This is a genomic window from Roseobacter ponti (assembly GCF_012932215.1).
In the GTDB taxonomy this organism is placed as follows: domain Bacteria; phylum Pseudomonadota; class Alphaproteobacteria; order Rhodobacterales; family Rhodobacteraceae; genus Roseobacter; species Roseobacter ponti.
In genome coordinates, this window is record NZ_CP048788.1 from 3,094,643 (window position 1) to 3,116,360 (window position 21,718).

23 protein-coding genes are annotated in these 21,718 nt (G+C 58.8%); 10 read left to right on the top strand and 13 right to left on the bottom strand.

The window, feature by feature from the left end; genetic code table 11:
* Positions 1-17 precede the first annotated feature (17 nt).
* Positions 18-671 (bottom strand): cysteine hydrolase family protein, encoded by a 654-nt coding sequence (locus G3256_RS14740; RefSeq protein ID WP_169641551.1) that lies wholly within the window; start codon positions 669-671, stop codon positions 18-20.
* A gap of 198 nt (positions 672-869) precedes the next feature.
* Between G3256_RS14740 and G3256_RS14745 the strand changes: the two genes are divergently transcribed.
* From G3256_RS14745 to G3256_RS14760, 4 genes are all read left to right on the top strand, one after another.
* On the top strand, positions 870-1,718 hold the full coding sequence (locus G3256_RS14745; protein WP_169641552.1) for a MurR/RpiR family transcriptional regulator: 849 nt from the start codon (positions 870-872) through the stop codon (positions 1,716-1,718).
* Positions 1,715-3,025, top strand: coding sequence for a glutamine synthetase family protein (locus tag G3256_RS14750; RefSeq protein ID WP_169641553.1), 1,311 nt, complete (start codon positions 1,715-1,717; stop codon positions 3,023-3,025). The genes G3256_RS14745 and G3256_RS14750 overlap by 4 nt, the downstream gene beginning before the upstream one ends.
* An 88-nt stretch (positions 3,026-3,113) precedes the next feature.
* Complete coding sequence (locus tag G3256_RS14755) at positions 3,114-4,097, top strand: acetamidase/formamidase family protein (RefSeq protein ID WP_169641554.1); 984 nt, start codon at positions 3,114-3,116, stop codon at positions 4,095-4,097.
* A 12-nt stretch (positions 4,098-4,109) separates the two neighbouring features.
* On the top strand, positions 4,110-4,871 hold the full coding sequence (locus G3256_RS14760) for an SDR family NAD(P)-dependent oxidoreductase (RefSeq protein WP_169641555.1): 762 nt from the start codon (positions 4,110-4,112) through the stop codon (positions 4,869-4,871).
* A gap of 234 nt (positions 4,872-5,105) precedes the next feature.
* On the opposite strand, the gene cls is transcribed toward G3256_RS14760, so the two are convergent.
* Both cls and G3256_RS14770 read right to left on the bottom strand, forming a co-directional pair.
* Positions 5,106-6,539, bottom strand: coding sequence for a cardiolipin synthase (cls, locus tag G3256_RS14765; RefSeq protein ID WP_169641556.1), 1,434 nt, complete (start codon positions 6,537-6,539; stop codon positions 5,106-5,108).
* A complete protein-coding gene (locus G3256_RS14770; protein ID WP_169641557.1) occupies positions 6,533-7,219 on the bottom strand; it encodes an endonuclease/exonuclease/phosphatase family protein in 687 nt (228 codons plus the stop codon). The genes cls and G3256_RS14770 overlap by 7 nt, the downstream gene beginning before the upstream one ends.
* Positions 7,220-7,492: 273 nt before the next feature.
* Between G3256_RS14770 and G3256_RS14775 the strand changes: the two genes are divergently transcribed.
* The 3 genes from G3256_RS14775 (at position 7,493) to G3256_RS14785 (ending at position 10,578) form a co-directional block, all read left to right on the top strand.
* Entirely contained in the window at positions 7,493-8,404 is a 912-nt protein-coding gene (locus G3256_RS14775) for an MBL fold metallo-hydrolase (protein WP_169641558.1), read from the top strand.
* Positions 8,404-9,351, top strand: coding sequence for an MBL fold metallo-hydrolase (locus tag G3256_RS14780; RefSeq protein WP_206040747.1), 948 nt, complete (start codon positions 8,404-8,406; stop codon positions 9,349-9,351). The genes G3256_RS14775 and G3256_RS14780 overlap by 1 nt, the downstream gene beginning before the upstream one ends.
* 180 nt (positions 9,352-9,531) lie before the next feature.
* Positions 9,532-10,578: a YeeE/YedE family protein gene (locus G3256_RS14785; protein WP_169641559.1), complete on the top strand. Its 1,047-nt coding sequence runs from the start codon at positions 9,532-9,534 to the stop codon at positions 10,576-10,578.
* Between the two features lie 594 nt (positions 10,579-11,172).
* On the opposite strand, the gene G3256_RS14795 is transcribed toward G3256_RS14785, so the two are convergent.
* The 10 genes from G3256_RS14795 to G3256_RS14840 all read right to left on the bottom strand — a co-directional run bounded on the left by G3256_RS14795 (position 11,173) and on the right by G3256_RS14840 (position 19,708).
* Positions 11,173-11,601, bottom strand: coding sequence for a DUF302 domain-containing protein (locus tag G3256_RS14795; RefSeq protein ID WP_169641560.1), 429 nt, complete (start codon positions 11,599-11,601; stop codon positions 11,173-11,175).
* Between the two features lie 130 nt (positions 11,602-11,731).
* A complete protein-coding gene (locus G3256_RS14800) occupies positions 11,732-13,024 on the bottom strand; it encodes a c-type cytochrome (protein WP_169641561.1) in 1,293 nt (430 codons plus the stop codon).
* Entirely contained in the window at positions 13,008-14,282 is a 1,275-nt protein-coding gene (soxC, locus tag G3256_RS14805; protein ID WP_169641562.1) for a sulfite dehydrogenase, read from the bottom strand. Before soxC ends, G3256_RS14800 begins: the two co-directional genes overlap by 17 nt.
* Positions 14,283-14,300: 18 nt before the next feature.
* On the bottom strand, positions 14,301-15,998 hold the full coding sequence (gene soxB / locus G3256_RS14810) for a thiosulfohydrolase SoxB (RefSeq protein WP_169641563.1): 1,698 nt from the start codon (positions 15,996-15,998) through the stop codon (positions 14,301-14,303).
* An 87-nt stretch (positions 15,999-16,085) separates the two neighbouring features.
* On the bottom strand, positions 16,086-16,916 hold the full coding sequence (gene soxA / locus G3256_RS14815) for a sulfur oxidation c-type cytochrome SoxA (RefSeq protein WP_169641564.1): 831 nt from the start codon (positions 16,914-16,916) through the stop codon (positions 16,086-16,088).
* Positions 16,917-16,943: 27 nt separating this feature from the next.
* A complete protein-coding gene (gene soxZ, locus G3256_RS14820; RefSeq protein ID WP_169641565.1) occupies positions 16,944-17,273 on the bottom strand; it encodes a thiosulfate oxidation carrier complex protein SoxZ in 330 nt (109 codons plus the stop codon).
* A gap of 25 nt (positions 17,274-17,298) precedes the next feature.
* On the bottom strand, positions 17,299-17,721 hold the full coding sequence (soxY, locus tag G3256_RS14825; RefSeq protein WP_169641566.1) for a thiosulfate oxidation carrier protein SoxY: 423 nt from the start codon (positions 17,719-17,721) through the stop codon (positions 17,299-17,301).
* 27 nt (positions 17,722-17,748) lie between these two features.
* The gene (gene soxX / locus G3256_RS14830; protein WP_169641567.1) at positions 17,749-18,201 is read right to left on the bottom strand and encodes a sulfur oxidation c-type cytochrome SoxX; all 453 of its coding nucleotides are present in this window, start codon (positions 18,199-18,201) and stop codon (positions 17,749-17,751) included.
* Between the two features lie 170 nt (positions 18,202-18,371).
* Positions 18,372-18,950, bottom strand: a complete 579-nt coding sequence (locus G3256_RS14835) for a thioredoxin family protein (RefSeq protein WP_169641568.1) — start codon at positions 18,948-18,950, stop codon at positions 18,372-18,374.
* A gap of 17 nt (positions 18,951-18,967) precedes the next feature.
* Entirely contained in the window at positions 18,968-19,708 is a 741-nt protein-coding gene (locus G3256_RS14840; RefSeq protein WP_169641569.1) for a cytochrome c biogenesis CcdA family protein, read from the bottom strand.
* A 79-nt stretch (positions 19,709-19,787) separates the two neighbouring features.
* Between G3256_RS14840 and G3256_RS14845 the strand changes: the two genes are divergently transcribed.
* Genes G3256_RS14845 through G3256_RS14855 form a run of 3 tightly spaced genes read left to right on the top strand, consistent with a single transcriptional unit; the run spans position 19,788 to position 21,648 of the window.
* Positions 19,788-20,156: a thioredoxin domain-containing protein gene (locus G3256_RS14845; protein ID WP_246227629.1), complete on the top strand. Its 369-nt coding sequence runs from the start codon at positions 19,788-19,790 to the stop codon at positions 20,154-20,156.
* A gap of 6 nt (positions 20,157-20,162) precedes the next feature.
* Complete coding sequence (locus G3256_RS14850; RefSeq protein WP_169641570.1) at positions 20,163-20,549, top strand: ArsR/SmtB family transcription factor; 387 nt, start codon at positions 20,163-20,165, stop codon at positions 20,547-20,549.
* A 43-nt stretch (positions 20,550-20,592) separates the two neighbouring features.
* A complete protein-coding gene (locus G3256_RS14855) occupies positions 20,593-21,648 on the top strand; it encodes a YeeE/YedE family protein (protein ID WP_169641571.1) in 1,056 nt (351 codons plus the stop codon).
* Positions 21,649-21,718 lie beyond the last annotated feature (70 nt).

Consider the following 21,718-nt stretch of genomic DNA (forward strand, 5'->3'; position numbering starts at 1 on the left):
GACGTGGCTCGCGTCATTTATGACAGCTCATCCAGCAGCTCCTGCGTGGTGACCTGCCGGCAATAGCCTTTGATCGCGCGCAGAGACTGATCGTGGCGTTCCTGTGAATAAGTCAGACAGGCATCCGTGATCTGTGTCACCAGATAGCCGAGATCGCAGGCATCGCGAATGGCACTTTCCACACACTGATCGGTGATCAGACCGCTCAGCACGAGCTGTTTTACGCCGAGGTTGCGCAGGATATAGTCAACGTGCGTTGAGACAAAGACCGACGAGGAACTCTTGGGCAGGACGATCTCGTCATCCCCGGGTGCAATGTCGTCGAGCACTTTACCGTCCCAGGATCCTTTGGGCACGTTGAACCCGGAAATTTTGTAATCAAGGCTCCGGTCGCGGCCGTCTCTGGTCAGACTTTCGATGGTTGTGTAGAGCACTTCGACCCCGGCCGCGCGGCACCCGGCCTGCAGTTTTTGCATGTTCGGGACCACGCGCGATTTCAGTTCATCGAAAAACCAGCCGTATTTTTCGGTGAACTCCGCATCCGGCATATCTTTGAATTCAGCGCCGTCGCGTCTGGCGCTGAAATTCTGCACATCAATGAAAAGAAGTGCCGATTGTTCAGGCACGAGCGGCACTTCCCGCGTCAGAACGCTTTCCGGGCTTGCTGTCATTTCCTGCGTATTCCTTATGAAACGGATGGTTGCCGGATAAGGGACAGACGTGCGAACACCACCCGCGCGAGCCCCTGCCCCCTCAGGAGGCACCCACCCGTCAGGAAACGAAATAAGAATTTCAGAGTCAACAAAATTAGTTGACGTGAAAGCTGAGTTCACACACCCTTGCCCAAACAGAAGGCACCCGGACCCCGCATGATCATCCGCGAACGCATCGAGAAAGCTGCTGATACCCTCACGATCCGCGAGCGCAAACTGGCCGCCACCATTCTGTCGGACTATCCGTTCTCGGGCCTTAATCCGATCCACGAGCTTGCCCGCCACTCGGAGGTATCGGCCCCGTCAATTTCACGTTTCGTGACCAAGATCGGCCTGGAGGGGTATCAGGAATTTCAGCGCGAACTGATCTCGGAGCTCAAGCAGGGCCTGCGCTCGCCGCTCGATCTGCATGCGCCGGACCGACCCGTCGAGGGTGGGTTCCTGAAGGACTTCATTGCCAAATCCACCTCGCAGATGGCCATGGCCGCCGATGCCATCACAGAAGAGCAGTTTTTGCAGATCTGCATGCTGCTGACCGATCCGAAGCGGCGTATCTATGTCCTGGGCGGGCGTATCAGCGACACGATTGCGAAGCATCTGACCTTTCATCTGCGGCTTATTCGCAAGGATGTCACCCACCTGCCGACCGATCCGGAAATCTGGCCGGACTACCTGATGCGCATGCGGCAGGGGGATATCCTCTATCTCGTGGACTTCCGCCGCTATGAAAAGCGGCTGGAGCGCCTTGCGTGCAGCGCCGCGCGCAACAGGAACGCCCGGATCCTGCTGATGACGGACAAATGGATTTCGCCTGTCGCGAAACACGCCCATGAGGTTCTGCCCGTGCCCATTGACAGCGGCACGCTCTGGGACACTTATTCCGCAGCTCTCGCGGTTACCGAAGCGATTGTGACGCAGATCGCCGAGCACGACTGGGACAAGGCACGCGCCCGGATGGAGGCGTGGGAGAAACTGAGGCAGCCGTCAAAGGATGATCTGACATGACCGGGGTTCCGCTGATATTTGCCGCTGTCTGCGACATTGCCGGAAAGGTGCGCGGAAAGGCCTTTCCCTCAGACCAGCTGGAACGCCGTCTGAAGCGGGGGCTGGGCTGGACGCCGACAAATGTGCAGATCACCTGTTTTGACCGGATCGCCGAGACCCCTTTCGGCGCTCTGGGGGATCTGCTGCTGATCCCGGATCAGGAGGCATCTGCCGATGTCACCCTGCGAGGCGGACGCACTGAGCGGTTCATCATGTCTGACATCACCACGCTTGAGGGTGCGCCCTGGGATTTCTGCATGCGCTCATTGCTGAAGTCCGCGCTGGACCGGCTGCACAGGGTTGCGGGTGCACATCTGATCTGTGCTTTTGAGCATGAGTTCCAGATCAAAAGCGACACCCCGGTGCCGAACCAGGCCTACACCCGTGAGGGGTTTGAGCTGCAGCGCGACCTTTGCGAGACAGTGATGGCTGCGCTGAAATCGGCAGGGCTGGAGCCTGACAGCATCATGAAGGAGTACGGCCCGGACCAGTATGAGGTGGTCGTGGGACCGGCCCGGGGTGTTCGGGCCGCCGACGAAGCCGTTGTGCTGCGCGAGCTTACCCGTTCTGCCGCGCGTGCGGTGGGCACAGCGGCGACATTCACGCCGATCCGGGATCCGGCAGGTGTGGGCAACGGCGTGCACATACATATGAGTTTTGTGGATGATAACGGTACGCCTGTGACCTATGACGAAAACGGGCCCTGCGGCATGTCTGACATGACCGATGCTTTCGCGGCGGGTGTGTTGAAGTACCTTCCGAATATTCTCGCTCTGACAGCGCCATCGGTGATTTCCTATGAGCGGCTGACCCCGCATCGCTGGTCCGCGGCCTATAACAACCTCGGGTTTCGGGACCGGGAGGCCTCGCTTCGCGTCTGCCCGGTGACTGCGAAAGACCCGCTTTCCATCGCACGGCAGTTCAATATCGAATACCGCGCCGCGGATGCGGCGGCCTCACCCTATCTGGCGCTGGCCGCAATCATTCATGCAGGTGCACAGGGCATTGAAGACGGCCTGAAAGCCCCCGCACCGACCGAAGAAGATCTCTCGCTGCTGTCGCCCGCAGAGCTCAAGGCCAGAGGATACGTCAGATTGCCGGAAACGCTGGAGGCGGCCCTGTCGGCATTTGAGGCAGATCCGGTTGTGACAGGATGGTTCCCGGATGCTTTCGCCGCTGTCTATTGCGCGCATAAGAAAGCCGAAATTGCGCATCTGGCGGAGATGGACACGGCCGCACGCTGCGCGGCCTATGAAGATACATACTGAACGGGCGCTGTGACGCCTGCCCTGTGCTTTCGCTGCAGGCACGCTAGCTCAGAGCCATAGTGACATCAGCCAGAGGAGACAGAACGTCATGTCCTGGATTTCGACATCGTTTATGGGCCGCAAGGCCGCTGCAAAGGGTGCTACCGGTGCAAAACACCGGCTGAGCGAGGAGGATCAGGGCACGTTCCATTATGTCTACGGGCCCTATGCCGAGCCTGTCCTGCGGATTTCTCCCGGTGATGTGGTCGAGGTGGAAACGCTGGATGCTTTCGGCGGTGCGATCACCAGCGAGGACGATCTGCCGTCCGAAAAGCTGAACATGCCCTTCGTCAATCCGCAGAACGGGCCCATCGCCGTGACCGGCGCGGAAAAAGGCGATGTGCTGGCCGTTCATATCCACTCGGTCCTGCCACGCGGTCCGCAACCTGCCGGCACCACGGCGCTCATTCCCAGCTTTGGCGCTCTGGTCGCTGATGCCAGTTTGATGCTCAATCCGGCCATCACCGAGCGCGTCAAGAAGATGGACGTGACTGAGGAAGGTGTCCGTTTCTCTGACCGCATCACCCTGCCCTTCGAGCCTTTCATCGGGACCATGGGCATCAGTCCGGAGATCGAGGCCGTCTCCTCGCTGCAACCCGATTACTGGGGCGGCAACATGGACCTGCCCGATGTGGCCCCGGGAGCGGTCGTCTATTTCCCGGTGCAGCGGCAGGACGCGCATTTCTTTGTCGGTGACTGTCACGGACGCCAGGGCGACGGCGAGCTTTGCGGCGTGGCGGTCGAAATCCCGGCCACGGTCGTGCTTCAGATCGATCTGATCAAAGACTGGGCGATCCCCGGTGTGCGACTGGAAACCGAAGATTTCATCATGTCGGTCGGATCGGCCCGGCCGATGGAGGATGCAGCGCGTATGGCCTACCGTGATCTTGTCCGCTGGATGGTCGAGGACTACGGCTTTGAGGAGTCCGAGGCCTATTTTCTGGCAACACAGGCCGGGAAAATGCGCGTCGGCAATATGGTGGACCCAAAGTACACGCTGGGTGCGTCAATGTTAAAAAAATATCTCGTCTGAAGGAGTTACGTAATGGATCTGGGATTGAAAGGACGCCGTGTTCTGATCACCGGTGGCACCAAAGGCATCGGGCGCCACTGCGCGGAGATTTTCGCAGATGAGGGCGCACATGTCGCGATCTGTGCCCGAGATGCGGACGCTGTGAAAGCCTCTACAGATGCGCTGAAAGCCAAGGGCGTCACTGCGTACGGCGAAGCCGTTGATGTTGCTGACAAGGCCGCGCTGGAGACCTGGGTGACGGATGCTGCCGGTGCCCTCGGTGGGATCGACATGGTTGTGGCGAATGTCTCGGCGCTCGCAGTTGCTGATGACGAGGCAGCCTGGGAAGCCGGGTTCGCCGTGGACATGATGCATTCGGTACGACTGGTGAATGCGGCCATGCCCTGGCTGGAGAAATCCGACGCGGCCTCAATCACGCTGATTTCCTCCGTCTCCGGGCGCGAGATCGACTTCACCAGGCCGGCCTATGGCGCGTTCAAGGCAGCCCTGGTGCATTACGCCCAGGGCCAGGCCATGAAACTGGCCCCACAGGGCATCCGCGCAAACACAGTTTCGCCCGGCAACACTTATTTCGAAGGTGGCATCTGGCAGTCGATTGAGCAGAACAACCCTGAGCTCTTTGCCGAGGCCATGAGCCTCAACCCGATGGGGCGCATGGCGGGCCCTGAGGAAATTGCCCGTGGTGTGGTGTTTCTCGCAAGTCCTGCGTCGGCCTTCACCACCGGCACCAACCTTGTCATTGACGGCGCCCTGACAAAAGGGGTGCAGCTCTGATCTGCTCGTTGATCCGGCTGACGGCTTAACCGGCGTAGTGCCGGATCGCAGCACGCACAGCAGTTGAGACAGGCCGGCGGCACTTTCCTGGTATGCCCCCTAAAGGAGCGCGTCCTGTGCGCCGGGACGCGAGCACCATGTGCATTTTCCGGCGACGGCACCTGCTCTGGTTCGGTCTGCCCGGAGTGCGCCGGCAAATGCGCGGCATGACCCGGCGGACCGTTCGCTCGGCCATCACAGGATTGGTCCGACCGTCGCAACGATGTTGTTCCAGATCCGGCGCTGTGGTGACCATGCAAGAACGTGCGGCAGACCAACCGGCTCTGCGCTGGAAATATACTCTTCCTGCCGCGCGCGAACGGCATCAGTAACAGTCTCGTCCTGAAGTATGATGTTATTTTCATAGTTCAGATCAAAACTGCGCAGGTCGAGGTTGGTCGATCCGATCACAGATATCTTCCCGTCCATGGTGAAGGTTTTGGCATGAAGCAGACCTCCCTCGAACTCGTAAATCACGCAACCTGCTTCCAGCAGCCGGCGGTAATAGCTGCGGCTTGCCGCCGCCACGACCCAGCTGTCATTACGCGCGGGAAAGATCAGGGTCACACGAATACCGCGATGCGCCGCAGCGCAAAGCGATTCCAGCAAGGTCGCATCGGGGACAAAATAGGGCGTTGAGATCGTGATCTCGCTCCGCGCACAGGAAATAAGGCTGGAGAAAAGCTGTGGTGTCGCGCCACGGCGCATCGTCGGACCGTCGCCCACAACCAGCGCCGGGAACCCGCCTTTCCGCTCTGTATCGCCGGATGGCAGTTTGTCGAATTTCTCGCCGGTTGCCGCCGTCCAGTCGTTGATGAACAGCAACTGGTTCTGTGCCACCACCGGCCCTTCAAAGCGCAGCATGATATCGATCCAGGGCGCATATTCCGGCTTCACCCGGAACTCCGGGTCGGCTGCATTCCTGCTGCCGCAATAGGTTATCCGGCCGTCGATCACTGTGATCTTGCGGTGATTGCGCATGTCGAGCCGGCTGGTCAGGATCGTGCGCAGGGGATTGCTGAGCGACAGCGAGACGCCTGTGTGCACGCCGGCATCTGCCATCCGCTTCCACAAAGGGGAGGCGACGAATTTGCGCGATCCCAGACCGTCGGCCAGCGCGCGACAGGTGACCCCGCGCCCGCTTGCACGCATGAGCGCCTCTGCAATGCGCGTCCCGGTCCGGTCATCAAGCCAGATATAGGTGAGCATATGTACATGCTTTGTCGCACAGTCGATGTCCTGCACCATGCGGTCCACTGTTTCGTCAGGGGTGGCCATCAGTTCAGCGTGATTGTCCGGCACGGGATGCAGTCCGTTTATCGAAGCGGCATACTTAAACGCGGGCGAATACGCCGCCTCGATCAGACCGTAACCGGTTTCCGGATCGCCCGGGACGTCTCCGGCAAGCAGCCTGAGATCTGCCACGATCTTTTTGCGTTTGTTACTCGCCCGATGACCGATTTCGACCTCGCCAAACAGAAAATATGTAGAACTGCCAAGATAGGGTACGAAATTGATCACGATGAACCAGGCAAGCCTCGCCGGCGGGGACAGGTCATCGCGCAGCAGGATCCGGATCGTGAATGCGACAACAAGCAGAGCGTGGCCGGTGGTCAGTAAAATCAGCACTTGCTGCGGTCTCCCGGGATGTCAAAGTCCAGAACAACCGGCAAATGATCAGAGGCACGGCGCGCTTTCAGCGATGTGTGGACGCCAAAAGTCAGTGCGGTCACGTCGCCGCACAGAACAAATCGGTCCAGCGCGGCCACACGGCGGCTCGCGTGAAAGCTCAGGCCGGGGGTGATCACTTCATGCCCGCCTGCCGGCAGATGCCGGCCCCAGTGATTGAAATCCCCCGCGATGATGGTGGGAATGCCTGAATTGCCGGCGTGGGCGCAGAGCGCGTGCAGCTGTTGTTTTCTGATGCCTGTGGTCAGTGCCAGATGCGCGCCGACCACAGCAAAGCCGTTTACATCAAAGTGTGCTGCAATCGCGCCGCGCGGCTCACGCGCCGGCAGGGGGATGCGCTCTGTGCCCGGCGGCCGGAAACGTCTGGCCCGGTAAAGGATGGCATTGCCGTGCCAGCCATGGCTCTGACCGCTCAGAGCATGTCTGGCAAGAATAAATCCGTGCTCATCGCGCAGCCGGTCCAGCGGCAGGACGCCGGGGCGCTGGCCAAGACGTTTGTCCGCCTCCTGAAGCACCACGATGTCCGCCTCTATTTCCCCGATGACATCCACGATCCGGTGCGGATCACGGCGCCAGTCCAGTCCGACGGCCTTGCGAATGTTGTAGCTTGCAATTCTCATCCGTGACCCGGTGCTCTGGTCCTTTTGTCCCTCCTCATTCTGGCAGGACGTGCGGGGACATGGAAGCACTGTGCGGCGGCAGGCGAAGGATGACCTGCGAAACCCGGCCCTCACCACTGCCAGGTGCTGAACGAGCAGAGCCATTTTGCCTGCAGAGACGTGTTATCTGCACCTGAATGGATTGCCACACGCGGCTCTGCCCAGGCATATTGCAGTTGCGCCAGCGCACATTTACGTTCATATTCTAATAAATGAATTTGTAAGGATGACGCTATGCTGACGCGCAGAGGTGTACTGCAATCTGGTCTTTCATTGTCTGCTCTGGCGGCATTTCCCGGCCATGCCCGGTCGGACCTGAGCCTCGGGGACGGGGTGTTGACGACCGTCAGTGACGGCAGCCTTGTGCTGCCGGGAGACTTCATCTTTGCTCCGATGCCAAAGGATGAGCTGGCAGTTGTGCTCCAGGATTTCGATGTATCGCAGGAAAGACTGACACCTGAGTGCAATGTGGCCCTCTACCGCGACGGAGAGAATGTCGTTCTTTTTGATGTGGGTGCCGGTCCCGACTTCGTGCCGACCGCAGGCAATGTCACTGCGAGCCTCGATGCACTGGGCCTTGCGCCGGAGGATGTCACGCATGTCGTCTTCACCCATGCACATCCCGATCACATATGGGGGCTGCTGGATGATTTTGATGAGCCGTTGTTCTACGAGGCAACTTATATGATGGGCGAGGCCGAATGGGATTACTGGTGGAGCCCGGACACGGTGAACACAATCCAGGCCGAGAGGGTCGCGATGGCCGTTGGCGCAAGGCGCCGGATGGAGGTCATCGAAGGATCGGTGCAACTCTTCGGAGACGGTGAGGAAATTCTGCCCGGGATCAGCTCGGTTCTGAGTGCGGGGCACACGCCTGGCCATATGGCCTTTGAGGTGCGCAACGGATCAGAAAGCGCGATGATCGTTGGCGATGCGATCGGCAATCACCATGTGGCCCTGCGACGGCCCGACTGGCTGAGCGGATCAGACCAGGATCCCGAGACGGCGGTTAAAGCACGGAAAATGCTGATCGACAGGATCGTCTCCGAACAGCTGCCGGTGATCGGTTTTCACCTTCCCGACGGCGGCATGGGTCGTATCGACCAGGGACCGAACGGCTATAAATTCATTTCGGGAGATATCTGATGCACAGGTTAATCGCCGCCCTCCTTATCTGTCTTCCTGCCGTGCTGGCAGCCAGCGAGGATATTCCCGATCAGTACCCGGGCTCGCCGCTCTACGCCAAGCCCGTCGAAGTGATCCCGCATGTCTGGTCAGCCATTGGTGCCACCGCGCCGCCGACCTACGAGAACAGCGGTCACAACAACAACCTGAGCTTTATCGTCACCGGAGACGGTGTGGTCGTTATCAACGGAGGTGCAGCTTATATTCTGGCAGAGGCTTTGCACGAGGAAATCATGAAAGTGACCGACCAGCCGGTAAAGCTGGTCATTGATGAGAACGGCCAGGGCCATGCCATTCTTGGCAATTCCTACTGGTCCGAACAGGGTGTACCGATACTCGCGCATGTCGACGCGGCCCATGAAATTGAAGAAAACGGGCCGCGCATTCTGGAGGGTATGAAGCGGTATAACGAAGATAAGGCACAAGGCACCTTTGTCGCGGCCCCCACCGAGACCTTTGATGACAAGCGCGTCATCGAGATGGGAGATTTTCGCATCGAAGTTCTGCATCTGGGACCGGCGCATGGTCCGGGCGATACCCAGGTCTGGCTGCCGGAACAGGGCCTGGTCATTGCCGGCGATATGGCCTTTCACGAGCGCATGCTGCCCATCTTTGAGGATACCGTCGCGCTGGACTGGATCGACACCTGGGAGTGCTGCTTTGAGGCGCTGAACGCGACCTATGTCATTCCGGGGCACGGACACCCCACCAATATGGCACAGGTCCGGCGGTACACGCGGGACTATCTGGTCTATCTGCGCGAGAAAATCGGCGAGCACCTGGAGAACGGCGGAGATCTGAAGGACGCCTATTACGTCGATCAGACCCCTTTTGCCCATCTCGACACCTATGAAGAACTTGCGACCCGCAACGCCGGTCGGATTTATGAACAGATGGAATTTGAGTAATCCTGAAATAGGAACGCTGTAGCGCATTCCGGAAAGACAATGTTACTGCGGCGTCCGCGCGACCACATCCCCGGAATTTTATTCTCCTGCGCGCAGCTTTGGCGGAACAACCTGACCGGCGCACGCGCTTGACAATTATCGCGTGAAGCCCAATTTCCGGCACTCTGAGGAGTGCTGCTGATGCTGCTTGAATTATATGACCTGTCGTTGCCCGTTCACACAATGCACCTGCTGTTCGCTCTGGCGATCGGAGCGGTTTTCGGGGCCTGCGCTCAGATTTCGCGCTTTTGCCTGAGACGTGCCGTCGCCGGTGAAGATGGCGCGGACGCATCGGCGGCATCGGTCTGGATCTCAGCGCTCGCCGTGGCGATCGGTGTCTTTGCGGCGGCCCGCTTTACCGGTTTTGTGGACGTTTCAGATCATCGGCTGATGTCCGGGAGCATTCCGGTACTGGCAATCGTAACCGGCGGGTTGCTCTTCGGTGCCGGTATGGTGCTGACACGGGGCTGCGTATCACGCCTGACAGTGCTCAGCAGCACCGGAAACCTGCGCGCGGTCGTCGTTCTGGCGGTATTTGCACTCGTTGCACACGCAACACTGAAAGGTGTCCTTGCACCCCTGCGCACAGGGCTGGGGTCGTTTAACGTTGATCTGCCGGTTGGCACGCTTGCATCTGTACCGGGCGTTGCGCCCGCGCTGAGCATTGGCCTGTTGGGTCTGGCGTTTTATCTGGCACGGTCGAGCGGCACACGTCCCCTGTACATCCTGCTCGGCGGCGTGATCGGGCTGGTTTCGGTCGCAGGATGGATGACCACCAGCGTGCTGCTTTTTGACGAGTTCGATCCGCTGCCCGCGCAGTCTGCAGCCTTTACGCTGCCCTGGTCGGACACGCTCTTCTGGTTCATTGCCTCCTCTTCGATCCCTGCAGGCTTCGGCGCCGGCTTCATCGGTGGCGTCCTGCTGGGCAGCTTTTCAAGCGCTGCGCTGCGCGGTGAACTGGCCCTGCAGAGCTTCACCGCTCCCTCAGAGACCATCCGTTACATGAGCGGTGGCGCGTTGATGGGTCTCGGGGGTGTTCTCGCCGGCGGCTGCACTGTCGGCGCGGGCCTGAGCGGTGGTGCCATGCTGAGCATTTCGGCTCTTCTGGCGCTCGGTTCAATCATCACCGGTGCCGCTCTGACCCGACAGTTCCCGGCATTCCGCAGGGGTGCCCGGGCTGTTGCCTGACACAGCCTCAGCCGTTTCCGGATTTTTCTGAAACAGCGATCCGGCGGGCCTGAATGTCCCTGCATTCTGCGTTCCGGAGATCCGGTCATCCGGTCCTCCGGTCACATGATCCCGGACTAAGGCCATGGGATGGCTACTGCGCGCGAGTGTGGCGGATGCCACAAATTCGTCGACGCGTGGTTTGATGCATCTGCCAGGACAACGCAGTCCCCGGAATCTTCTGCGCAAGCGTTCCCGGAGCCGTCCGTTTCGACACATAGCCAGAGGCGGAAAGCAGCGCGGAGTCTTTACCGTCCAGATCGGCAAGTTCGGCTTCCGGCATTATATGGTCATGGACGGTGCCCGAGATATTCCGGGGGCCGCCGGCGCCGGCACTGTTATATTCCCGCGCCTCGTGCATGGCTGCAGGAACGGCCGGGTGCAGCCCCATGCCCGGACAATCATTGGAGCAACAGACTGTCAAATCGCCCGTTCCGCCATAACAACGTGCGTTGAGAAACGCGCCGCGATACCGTTCAAGTTCGGCAAACTCGCGATGATTACCGCTCTCTCTGAGGTCTTCCGGACCCGCGCGGAAAACCCACTGATCGTCTGTCAGAAAGCGGCAGCCTCTGCGACCAGGTCCGCAAGGAATTCCTCGACCCTGTCCATAGAACCCTGCGGATAGTCGCGGTGACCGATGATGACCTCGCCGTCCCGCGACGCCACAAAGATGTTATAGGGGCAGTGCACTATGTTCATCGGGTCTGCTTCCATGACGTCCCGCGACAGGACCGCAGAACAGAACAGAAAAACATCTGCCGCTTCAAAAATCACTGTATCGGATCCAAGATCTGCGCCGGTTCGCGCCAGCATTTCGCCCACGTGACTGACATGGTCAATGACAAGCCCTTTCGCGACGATCGCGCTTTCGACGGCAAATGTCGCATCCTCAAAGCTGCCGTCATATGGCGTGGTCACCGCCTCCTGTGCGGCAGCGGTACCCGCTGCGACGGCCAGTAGTCCTGATATCAGATGTTTCATAGTTCCTCCCGGTATTTTGCCGGACCGCGACGTCACGATTGTGTCGCCGCCTGCCGGTCTGCAATGTCCCGCTCTCACCTGCTACGGGGTGCAGGCAGCCCTCACGGGCGGCCCTGCTCCGCGCTTATGGCTATCCGTCAAAGCTTTTCAGGTAAGCAATGACGGCGGCGATATCCGCATCATCTTTCAGTCCGGCAAAGCTCATCCGTGTGCCCGGCATATGCTCTTTGGGGTTTTCCAGAAATGCCGCCATCTCTTCTTCTGTCCAGTTGCGGCCCTCGGTGGCAGCTTCCTCAAAAGCGTCAGAATATTTGAAACCGTCGACAGTGCCAAAGGTGCGACCGGTGACACCGGTCAGAAGCGGGCCGGAGCGGTTTTTTGCCCCCTCCCCGATCTGGTGACAGGATCTGCACTTACGGAACACCCGCTCCCCGTCTCCGATCAGGGCATCGTCCGATGCCGGCGCTTCGGTTCCGGCTTCGGCGTCCTGCGCGGGCACTGCCGTAAAGACCGGGCCGGAGCCGGCTGAAGCGTCGTTCATCACGGACTCGCCCCCGTCCTCGGGGGTCACATCAAGGAAGGTCGATCGCATGGTGATCGATACCGTTTCCTTGCAGTTCTCCATGCAGGGGTCCACCCGCCACCCGGTGTATTCCCTCTCAGGCCGGTCATCGACGACAAAGCCGTCGGCGTTGTACATCTCCACATCGGCAAAATTCTCGTGGCTGAGTTCAAAGTCCTCGTCGACGAGGTCATTGGAATAGAGAATATAGGCAACGATCGCATAGACATCATCATCGCTGAGCGTCTGCGCCTGACCAAAAGGCATAGACCTGTGCACATAATCCCAGACCGTCGAAAGATACGGCCAGTATGAGCCGACCGTCTTGACCGGATCCTTGCGGGCCAGTGTGTCAAAGCCGCCCGCGAGCACCGGCCAGTTGCCGACACCCTCGGCAAAATCACCATGACAGGAAGCACAGGCCTCAGCGAACTTTTCCTCGCCGGTGAACACGTCGCCACGGCCTTCGGGCAGACCACGCCCGTCAGGCAGCACATCCACATCCCAGGCGGCGATCTCTTCGGCAAGCGCACTTCGGCCAAGTCCGTATCCGTCACCCGGCTGAGGGGCCGGTGCTGTCAGTGAAAGTCCGCCGGCCCCGCGTTCTGCCGCAGCGGCCTGAATTTCGCTGACCTTCGCCTCAAGGGCCGCAGCACGGGCAGTTTCTGCGCCGGCGTGTTCTTCGGCCGTCGCAGCGGCACTTGCGGCGTCGTCGATGCGTGTTTCGATCTGCGCAATTCGTCCCTGCAGAACAGCGACTTCAGCATTTTCGTAATTACGGGCGGAGAAGACGGCAACCGCCCCGAGCACGATCCCTGTTACACCCAGAGCAGGCAGCAGAATTTCAGGAGACTTCGACATTTTCAGCAACCCCTTCTGCGTTCACGTACCAGGTCTGGATACAGTTGTTATGATAAACTGAATTTTCTCCGCGCTGCTCGCGCAGCTGCGTTTTCGTTGGCTGGACATATCCGGTCTCATCCATGGCACGCGACTGAAGAAGCATCTCTTCGCCCGACCAGGTCGTATCGAGGTAGAAGCGTGTCAGGGCCTTGCTGTCGCCCTGTTTGCCGAGCCGGGCGGTTTCCCATGACATGCCGCCGTCTCTGGAGACGTCAACGCGCGTGATCTGTCCGTGTCCCGACCAGGCGAGACCCGAGATGACCATCGGCCCGTGCCCGTGTCTGACCGGCGATTGCGGGCTTGGCGATGTGATCACCGATTTGGCGTCCATCACCCAGGTCCATTTGCGGGCAGTGCCATCTTCATAGACATCGGTGTATTTCGAGGTCTCTTCACGGCTGCCCACGGCCATATCGGTCACCTCGATCCGGCGCAGCCATTTGACCCACATGTTGCCTTCCCAGCCGGGCACAACCAGCCGCACCGGGTATCCGTGCTCCATCCGCAGCGCTTCGCCGTTGGCCTTGAAGGCGACCAGGACATCATCCAGCGCTTTTTCCATCGGAATTGACCGGCCGTTAGAGGATGCATCCGCGCCCTCGACATAAACCCATTTGTCCGCAAGATCGCCCGCAGCCCCGAGCCCCGCCTCGTTCAGCAGTGTGCGCAGGGGAACGCCGGTGTATTCCATGTTGTGGATCATCCCGTGCGTGAACTGCACGCCGTTGAGCTGGGCACCTGCCCATTCCATACCGGTGTTTGCCGCGCATTCACAGAAATACACGTGGTTTTCGCGCGGGAACCTTTCGATGTCGGTGTAATCAAACACCAGCGGGGTAGCGACGAGACCGTTGATCATCAGCCGGTAGTCTTCTTTGCGCAGCTCGATTGCCCCGGAATGATGGCGCTCAAAGGCGCAGCCCTGCGGGGTGATCGTGCCGTCGAGCGCGTGAATTGGGGTGAAGTTGATCGATGAGATCGGTGAGGCGGTCAGCCACTCCACATTGCGGCGCACCACGTCTTCCTCAAACCGGATCGGCAGGCCATAGGGCGTCTCATCAACACCTGCGCCGGTGTAGATTGCCCAGTCCTGTGTCTCGGTGATCAGCGGATCCGCTCCGTTGGCACCGGCTGCACCTGCCAGCCCTCCGGCGGCCATTGCGGCACTTCCCCGCAGGAACGCGCGTCTGGATGTACTGGTCAGCTTACGATTCATGCTCCAGGATCTCCTTTCTCAGATTCCGGTCACTTCGACGCTGTTGTTCGGTCCGACCACAACGGTTCCGAGCTTGCGGATATGGCTTTCCACAACGTCCCAGATCTGTGGTCCTTCGGTATCTTCATTGACCGAAGCCCAGCCCGAGACGACATAGGCGCGTTGCGGGTCAATTGCCTCACCGGTGGAGAGCAGCGTCATATTGCTGATACGCTCACCCTGTGGCCTGCTCACATCGATGCTGTAGCCAAGACCGCCGGTCCGAACCATGTCGCCACCCTGCTGGTAGTAGGGATCGGGGTTGAAGATGTTATCGGCGACGTCTTCGAGAATGACTTTGAGGAATTCACCCGTCATCTCGCTGCGGTAGGCTTCGCCGTACGACATGGAGGTCACGTTCCAGATGTCTTCTCTGGTGATTTCCTGACCCGGAATGAGTGAGGGGCCCCAGCGCACACCGGGGCTCAGTGCAATCTCCGCATCTCGCTCCGACAGCAATGCATCACAGATCAGATCATCCCAGCTGCCGTTGAAGTTGCCCCGGCGGTAGAGAAGGCTGTCTGTTTTGCCGATCACTTCCGACATCTCCGCCTCATAAGGCGCACGCTGCTCATCAATGAGCGCTGTGATGCCGGCATCGGGTTCGATGACATCTGAAAACACCGGGATCAGCTTTGAGCGGTAGCCCATCATGCGCCCGTCGCGGATATCGAGATCAAGACGGGTCACGAATTTCCCGTTCGAACCGGACGGCAGGATAATGGTGTCTCCGATCACCACAGGCTCCGGCAGAGCATCATGGGTATGCCCGGACAGGATCACATCAATGCCGGGCACGATGCCGGCCATCTTCTTATCCACGTCAAAACCGTTGTGGCTCAGTACGACAACACATTCTGCGCCGGCGGCGCGGACTTCCTCGACCATGGCGGCCATGTTTTCGTCGCGGATGCCAAAAGAGTATTCCGGGAACATCCATCCCGGGTTGGCGATCGGCATATAGGGGAAAGCCTGTCCGATGACGGCGATCTTTGTCCCACCCCGCTCAAACATCTTATAAGGCTTGAAAAGCTCTGCAGGCTCGTCCCATTCGGCATCGAAGATATTCTGCCCGAGGGCTGCAAAGGGCAGGCCTTCCACAATCTCCGTCACCCGGTCGCTGCCAAGCGTGAATTCCCAGTGGAACGTCATTGCGTCAGGCCGCAGGGCGTTCATCACATTTACCATGTCCTGACCGGCGGTCTGTTGGCAGGTGTAAGAGCCGTGCCAGGTATCGCCGCCATCCAGCAACAGGGCATCCGGTCTGTCAGCGCGGATCGCACTGATCACTGTTGCCATGCGGTCCAGCCCGCCAACCCGACCGTAGCCTTTCGCAAGCGCAGAGAAATCACCCGAACTCAGCGCATAGTGAGAGGGCGATCCGTCTTTGATCCCGTAAAGTCTGCGGAAATCGGCGCCGGTGACATGCGGTACCTCGCCCTTGTTTTCCCCCACCCCGATGTTAACCGATGGCTCGCGGAAATAGACCGGTTTCAGCTGTGCGTGAATATCTGTGACGTGGATCAGCGAGACATTCCCGAAAGTTTCAAACGCCAGCAGATCGTCCTGCGTCAGCGCCTGCTGCGCCGCCAGCCGCGCCCAGTTGCCGAACCCGGCGCCGCCATAGAGAGCGGATGCCGCCATACCAACCTGCAGAAAATCACGTCTTGAGATCATCTCGGATATCTTTCATTACATATGCGCATGTATGAATGTAATGCGCCGAAAAAGGGCCCTGCGCCGGAACGCAGGGCCTTGTTGCGATCAGTTCCTTACGGAGGGTGTTTCGACGGACAGGCCCTGTCCCCGCGACGCAAGATAAAGCTCAAGCGCTTTGAATTCAGGACCACCTTCATTGTAAGGCTCTGCACGGATATTTTTCATGCAGCCTTTGAAACGCCCGTGAGACGAGTTCATCTTGGTGTTTTTCAGACGATATGTCGGAAAGCCGTTGATCTGGCCCTGGCTGAGGTGATCCGCGCGGATCATGACACCGTAGTTGTCCTCGTGGCAGTTGGAGCACGACATCTGAAGCTGACCGACCGGTGTATAATAGAGCTCTTTGCCCTGCTCCCAGAAGGCGGCAGCCTCGCCGTCAATTGCCACATCCACCGGCATGCCGCGTGACTGGAGCCCGATCAGGGCCGTCATCGCCGTCATCTGCCCGCCTGACCATTTCCAGGCGTCTGCCCCCATCCGGTCTGTGCGGCATTCGTTCACCAGCTCTTCCATGGTGACAAGTTCGCCGTCTTTGACCTTGGGCAGTGTTGGCCGCAGTCCGGCGAAATCCTCAACGTTCTCATGGCATGAAGAGCAGGATTTGCCTTCCGATCCCTGAGCGGTCTCCCAAAGATCAATCGCCTGATCCACGAAAACCATACCGGGATTGTCGAAGTCATCCGTCTCAAGATCCTGGGTTTCTTCCGACCGGAACCGCCAGCCGGAATAGATCGTTTTCACACTTTCCATGTGATCCGGAGCCGCGGTTTCGGTGACCATCTCCTCACCCTCGATCACAAGGCTTTTGCTGTCCTGCGCCAGACCGACGCCCGCCGCAAAAGTGATGACCGTCGCTATGCCGATTGAAATCCGCATGGTTTCCTCCCTGTTTCCCACGCGTTCTTACGACACGCTGATTGCTTTTGTTTCCTCGTAGACGGACCCGTCATCATCGTACCAGATGAATTTGAACTCGCCTGTTTCAGGAACGATCGCCTCAAACTGGAAGTAGGGGTTCGTCGAAATCGCAGGCTCGAGCGTCACATCAATGACGTTCTGACCGTTAAATTCTGCAGTAAACCGGTTGATGATCGACCGCGGGATGACGTTGCCGTCACTGTCCTTGCGCTGACCACTTTCCATCGTGTGACTGATCAGCGTTTTGATCTCGATGGTCTCGCCGGCAGAAGCCGTTTTCGGGACTTTGACGCGGGGTTTAACACCAGATGCCATTTTTATCTCTCCTCGTCCGTTCGGATCAGCCGCCGCAGCCGCCGATTGTTACTTTGATATTGGCCGATGCCTTCTGGAACGAACCGTCTTCCATTTCAGCGATTGCAATCACATTCTGCGTTCTTGCCAGTCTGATCCGTGTCGATGCCGTTCTGGACGCACTGAGCGGCCCGAATTTGAATGTCGCGACATTCGGCACCGGGTTTCCGTCTGCAAAGAGCACGATGGATACGGCACCCGGAGCACTCACGCCGATCGGCACGGTGTTCCCGTTTTCGGCAATTTCAGGAGCATCCAGTGTGATGGCACCTTCGCCAAGTTCGGCACCGCCTGTGACTTTTGCGATTTCGTCATCGGTAAGCGACGCGAAGGCGGGCAGTGATCCCATTGCCATAGCGGCCATACCGGCAGAGCTTGTAATCAGCAGATTACGTCGTGACAGTTTCATTTTGTTCTCCTCGAAAACACGAAGTTATTATTCTTTGAGAGTCTTGAGATATGCGACCACATCTTCGACCTGCTGCGCGGTCAGAATGCTGGTGCCGGCAAAATCTTCAAGCGGGCGTTCGTAGCCGCTGTCGATGTAGAACGCGGGCATCATCGTGCCCTCAAACATCATCTTGGCATTGCTGACGATGCCGCGCAGCTGCTCTTCGGTCCAGCGGTCTGCAACCCCGTCCAGAACCGGAGCAACCTCACCATGGAAGGATTCCTCGGACAGATCCGAATTTGCATGACATGCAAGACAGTTGCCAAGTTTGCGGTTCGCAAAGACATCGCGGCCGCTGACCGGATCCCCTGCAGTGCCGGTCAGTGACGCACTGACCACACCTTCTTCAAATTTTACTTCCGACGGCGCGACTTCGTCCGCCATCGCCGGAAAGACGACCAGCGCTGCAATTGCAACAATTCCTGTTGTGCGTTTCATGCACCCTCCCTGGGACAATAGTGTTCTTCTTTTTCCGGTACACTAGCGCACACAATCGAAACAACGCAATATCAAATTCATTTTCGTGAATTTATTAACAGGCACACAGCGCATCAGTCGCCGCGCCGGATGCAGGCCAGTGCACTGATTACAATAGTTTATCCGGAATTCTATCGCGTGTCACCGTCATCACGCTCCTGGATCATTCTTGCATGATAACGTTGGAAATCTTCCTCTGAAGTATCAAGGTAGCGCTCTTCTTTTACCCAGGTCATCAGGTCGAGAGTCGTGCCGGCTGAAAAGGCGCCGGGCATAACCGCGACGGCCTGCTGCTGCGCTGATTTGCTCTCGTCCAGCGTGGTATCCAGAAAGATCATCGTCGGTGTGAAGAGCACACCCCATTTGCGCAGGGCTTCTTTTTCTGTGAGCTCTTCGCCGTCGGTGTCCACCACTTCGATGTCACCGTGCAGGTTCAGCTGCACTGTATAATAGTCTTCCTGAAGAAGCGTATTCACACGCGGGTCGGGAAAGGTGTTCTCGTGCATATCGCGACAGTACAGGCAGCCGCGCTGCTCGACCAGGATCAGCATCCTTTTGCCCTCCGCCTGTGCTTCGGCAAAGTCTTCCTGCAGATCCTTGAACGTATCGCGCATCCAGTCCGCTTTATGCAGACCATCGTCGCCCATTTCGGCAGCATGGGCCGTGAGCGTCATGCCGGCCAGAGCCAGACCAAAGAGTATCGAACGCATATTTTCCTCCTCCGGATTTATCCGATTGAACTGAACCACGGAATGTTTTCAAGCATCCACTGTGCGATGATATTAATCGTATCCGTCGCAATCAGAATGCCGAAAATGATCAGCAGAACGCCCATCAGCTTTTCGACAATGCCCAGATGGCGCCTGAACCGGCGCATCCAGGCCATGAAGGGGCCGACAAACAGAGCGGCCCCGATAAAGGGCAGTGTCATTCCCAGACCGTAAACAAAGAGCAGGATGGCCCCGTGGGAAGCGGTTTCCTGCCCGGCTGCGGTAAACAGGATCGCCGCCAGAACCGGTCCCACGCAGGGCGTCCAGCCAAAAGCAAAGGCCAGACCGATCACGTAGGCGCCGACCAGGCCGACCTGTCCTGTGTCTGCGCCGTCGGCCCGGAACTGCCGGTAGAGTATGCCGATTTTCAGCACCCCCAGAAAGTGCAGCCCCATGGCAATGATGATAGCAGCGGCGATCCATCGCAGAACATCAAAGTATTCGCGGACCATCTGCCCGAAGACCGTCGCCGTGGCCCCCAGACCCATAAAGACGGTGATCACTCCAAGGGCAAAACACACCGACGCCAGAACCGCACGGCGACGCACGGCACCGGTGATCGGCGCATCTTCCGATATCTGGTTCATTCCGACACCCGCAAGGTAGCTGAGATAGAACGGCACCATCGGCAGAATGCAGGGTGATAAAAAAGACAGCAGACCCGCGAAAAAGGCGCCCAAAAATGTCACATCGAACATGCGATCGAGGCTCCCCGCTTGAAACATTCAAACATTAGATTATGATTGAAACACTCCAGGCGTCAATGCAGGGCTGTTCGTGTTCAATCTGAAATCCGCAGTAATTTATATTTTTCTGTGTCTGCCGGGATCCGCCTGGGCGGAAACATATCTGCTGATGGCAGAAGAACAGGGCTGTTTCTGGTGTCAGAAGTGGGACGAGGAAATTGCCGCGATATATCCGAAGACGGCAGAAGGGCGCGCTGCACCTTTAAGGCGGTATGATCTGCATGCTGACAGCCCGGATGTGGAATTCGAAAGACGTGTAAGTTTCACGCCCACGTTTATTCTGGTCAGGGATGGTCAGGAAACGGGGCGCATCGAAGGGCATCCGGGACCTGACTTTTTCTGGGGCCTGTTGCAGATATTGTTCAATGACGCGGAAATTCCGCTCGACGGAACCGGATAATCAGACATGGCACCCCAGGCAGACCCTCATTATGGCACCGGCGATGAGACAACATCCCGTCTGCCGGTTTTTGACCCCGAGATGTGCGCGGAAGACATCGACAGGATGATGCAGAACGCGCAGAACGCCGCAAATTTTCTAAAAGCGATCAGCCACGAAGGGCGCCTGATGATCCTGTGTCATCTGGCGACCGGCGAGAAATCTGTCACCGAGCTTGAAGATCTTCTTGCCGCACGTCAGGCTGCGGTTTCCCAGCAGTTGTCGAGGCTGCGGCTTGAGGGTCTCGTAAAGCCGCGCAGGGATGGCAAGGCGATCTACTACAGCTTGACAGACGACAGGCCGAAGCAAATCATGGAAGTGGTCTATGATCTCTTTTGCCGGGATGCAGACTGACCGCTCTGCGTCCGCGTAAGCCGGTCCCGGGGAGGAAATCGGGATGCTGGATTTTTTCGGAGAAGCCGGCTCTGCCGCGCTGATCGGTTTGCTGGGCGGTATTGCCCTTGGCCTTGCTGCCCGGATCGGGCGCTTTTGCACGCTGGGTGCGATCGAGGACGCTCTTTACGGGTCTGATGACCGGCGGCTTCGCATGTGGGGTATCGCGATCGGAGTGGCCATTACCGGCACCCAGTTCGCGATCTCTCTGGAGTATCTGCAGGCAGCGCAAACGACCTATCTCGACCGCATCTGGAACCCGGCCGGCACCATCATCGGCGGCCTGCTATTCGGATATGGCATGGCTCTGAGCGGGAACTGCGGGTACGGCGCGCTTGCGCGGCTGGGCGGTGGTGATCTTCGCTCCTTTGTCATCGTGCTTGTTATGGGGCTCTCGGCTTACTTTGTGATGTCAGGTCCGCTCGCACATGTCCGTGTATGGCTTTTCCCGGTTCAGGAGGGGGCGACAACGCCACAGGGGTTCGGACAACTGGCAGAGCAGTTCCTGCGCGTGGATCCGGCCGTCAGCGGGCTGGTTCTGGGGGGCGCGGTCATTCTGCTCGCGCTCAGCAGCAAAGCGATGCGGGCCTCACCAAAGCATATCTTCTGGGGGGCCGTTGTGGGTATCGCGATTGTCTCGGGATGGATCGGCACCTACTGGATTGCAAACGCCGGATTCGACGCGGAACCGGTCGAAACACATACCTTTGCTGCCCCCATCGGAGACACGGTCTTTTATATGATGACGGCCTCCGGCACTGACCTGTCCTTCAGTGTGGGGTCGGTGCTCGGTGTTGTTCTTGGTGCGGCTGCGGGGTCGTGGTCCAACGGACATTTCCGCTGGGAAGCCTGCGATGACCCGCGCGAGCTTAAACGGCAGATCATGGGGGCCGCGCTGATGGGCCCGGGCGCGATCCTTGCTGTCGGGTGCAGCGTCGGTCAGGGAGTATCGGCCTTCAGCACCCTGGCCTATAGCGCGCCGGTTGCTTTCGTCGCGATCTTTCTGGGTGCGAGCATGGGGCTGAAACAGCTGATCACAGGGTTCGCTCCGGCTGAATGACATCCGTTGGCTCCGATATCCCACTTATCCGGCCGACAACGAGGATTGACCATCCTGACTGCAGGGCCAA

Excerpts from the sequence above, each read along its gene's own strand:
- G3256_RS14740 (WP_169641551.1), bottom strand. The coding sequence starts at position 671 with ATGACAGCAAGCCCGGAAAGCGTTCTGACGCGGGAAGTGCCGCTCGTG.
- G3256_RS14745 (WP_169641552.1), top strand. The coding sequence starts at position 870 with ATGATCATCCGCGAACGCATCGAGAAAGCTGCTGATACCCTCACGATC.
- G3256_RS14750 (WP_169641553.1), top strand. The coding sequence starts at position 1,715 with ATGACCGGGGTTCCGCTGATATTTGCCGCTGTCTGCGACATTGCCGGA.
- G3256_RS14755 (WP_169641554.1), top strand. The coding sequence starts at position 3,114 with ATGTCCTGGATTTCGACATCGTTTATGGGCCGCAAGGCCGCTGCAAAG.
- G3256_RS14760 (WP_169641555.1), top strand. The coding sequence starts at position 4,110 with ATGGATCTGGGATTGAAAGGACGCCGTGTTCTGATCACCGGTGGCACC.
- G3256_RS14770 (WP_169641557.1), bottom strand. The coding sequence starts at position 7,219 with ATGAGAATTGCAAGCTACAACATTCGCAAGGCCGTCGGACTGGACTGG.
- G3256_RS14775 (WP_169641558.1), top strand. The coding sequence starts at position 7,493 with ATGCTGACGCGCAGAGGTGTACTGCAATCTGGTCTTTCATTGTCTGCT.
- G3256_RS14780 (WP_206040747.1), top strand. The coding sequence starts at position 8,404 with ATGCACAGGTTAATCGCCGCCCTCCTTATCTGTCTTCCTGCCGTGCTG.
- G3256_RS14785 (WP_169641559.1), top strand. The coding sequence starts at position 9,532 with ATGCTGCTTGAATTATATGACCTGTCGTTGCCCGTTCACACAATGCAC.
- G3256_RS14795 (WP_169641560.1), bottom strand. The coding sequence starts at position 11,601 with ATGAAACATCTGATATCAGGACTACTGGCCGTCGCAGCGGGTACCGCT.
- G3256_RS14800 (WP_169641561.1), bottom strand. The coding sequence starts at position 13,024 with ATGTCGAAGTCTCCTGAAATTCTGCTGCCTGCTCTGGGTGTAACAGGG.
- soxC (WP_169641562.1), bottom strand. The coding sequence starts at position 14,282 with ATGAATCGTAAGCTGACCAGTACATCCAGACGCGCGTTCCTGCGGGGA.
- soxB (WP_169641563.1), bottom strand. The coding sequence starts at position 15,998 with ATGATCTCAAGACGTGATTTTCTGCAGGTTGGTATGGCGGCATCCGCT.
- soxA (WP_169641564.1), bottom strand. The coding sequence starts at position 16,916 with ATGCGGATTTCAATCGGCATAGCGACGGTCATCACTTTTGCGGCGGGC.
- soxZ (WP_169641565.1), bottom strand. The coding sequence starts at position 17,273 with ATGGCATCTGGTGTTAAACCCCGCGTCAAAGTCCCGAAAACGGCTTCT.
- soxY (WP_169641566.1), bottom strand. The coding sequence starts at position 17,721 with ATGAAACTGTCACGACGTAATCTGCTGATTACAAGCTCTGCCGGTATG.
- soxX (WP_169641567.1), bottom strand. The coding sequence starts at position 18,201 with ATGAAACGCACAACAGGAATTGTTGCAATTGCAGCGCTGGTCGTCTTT.
- G3256_RS14835 (WP_169641568.1), bottom strand. The coding sequence starts at position 18,950 with ATGCGTTCGATACTCTTTGGTCTGGCTCTGGCCGGCATGACGCTCACG.
- G3256_RS14840 (WP_169641569.1), bottom strand. The coding sequence starts at position 19,708 with ATGTTCGATGTGACATTTTTGGGCGCCTTTTTCGCGGGTCTGCTGTCT.
- G3256_RS14850 (WP_169641570.1), top strand. The coding sequence starts at position 20,163 with ATGGCACCCCAGGCAGACCCTCATTATGGCACCGGCGATGAGACAACA.
- G3256_RS14855 (WP_169641571.1), top strand. The coding sequence starts at position 20,593 with ATGCTGGATTTTTTCGGAGAAGCCGGCTCTGCCGCGCTGATCGGTTTG.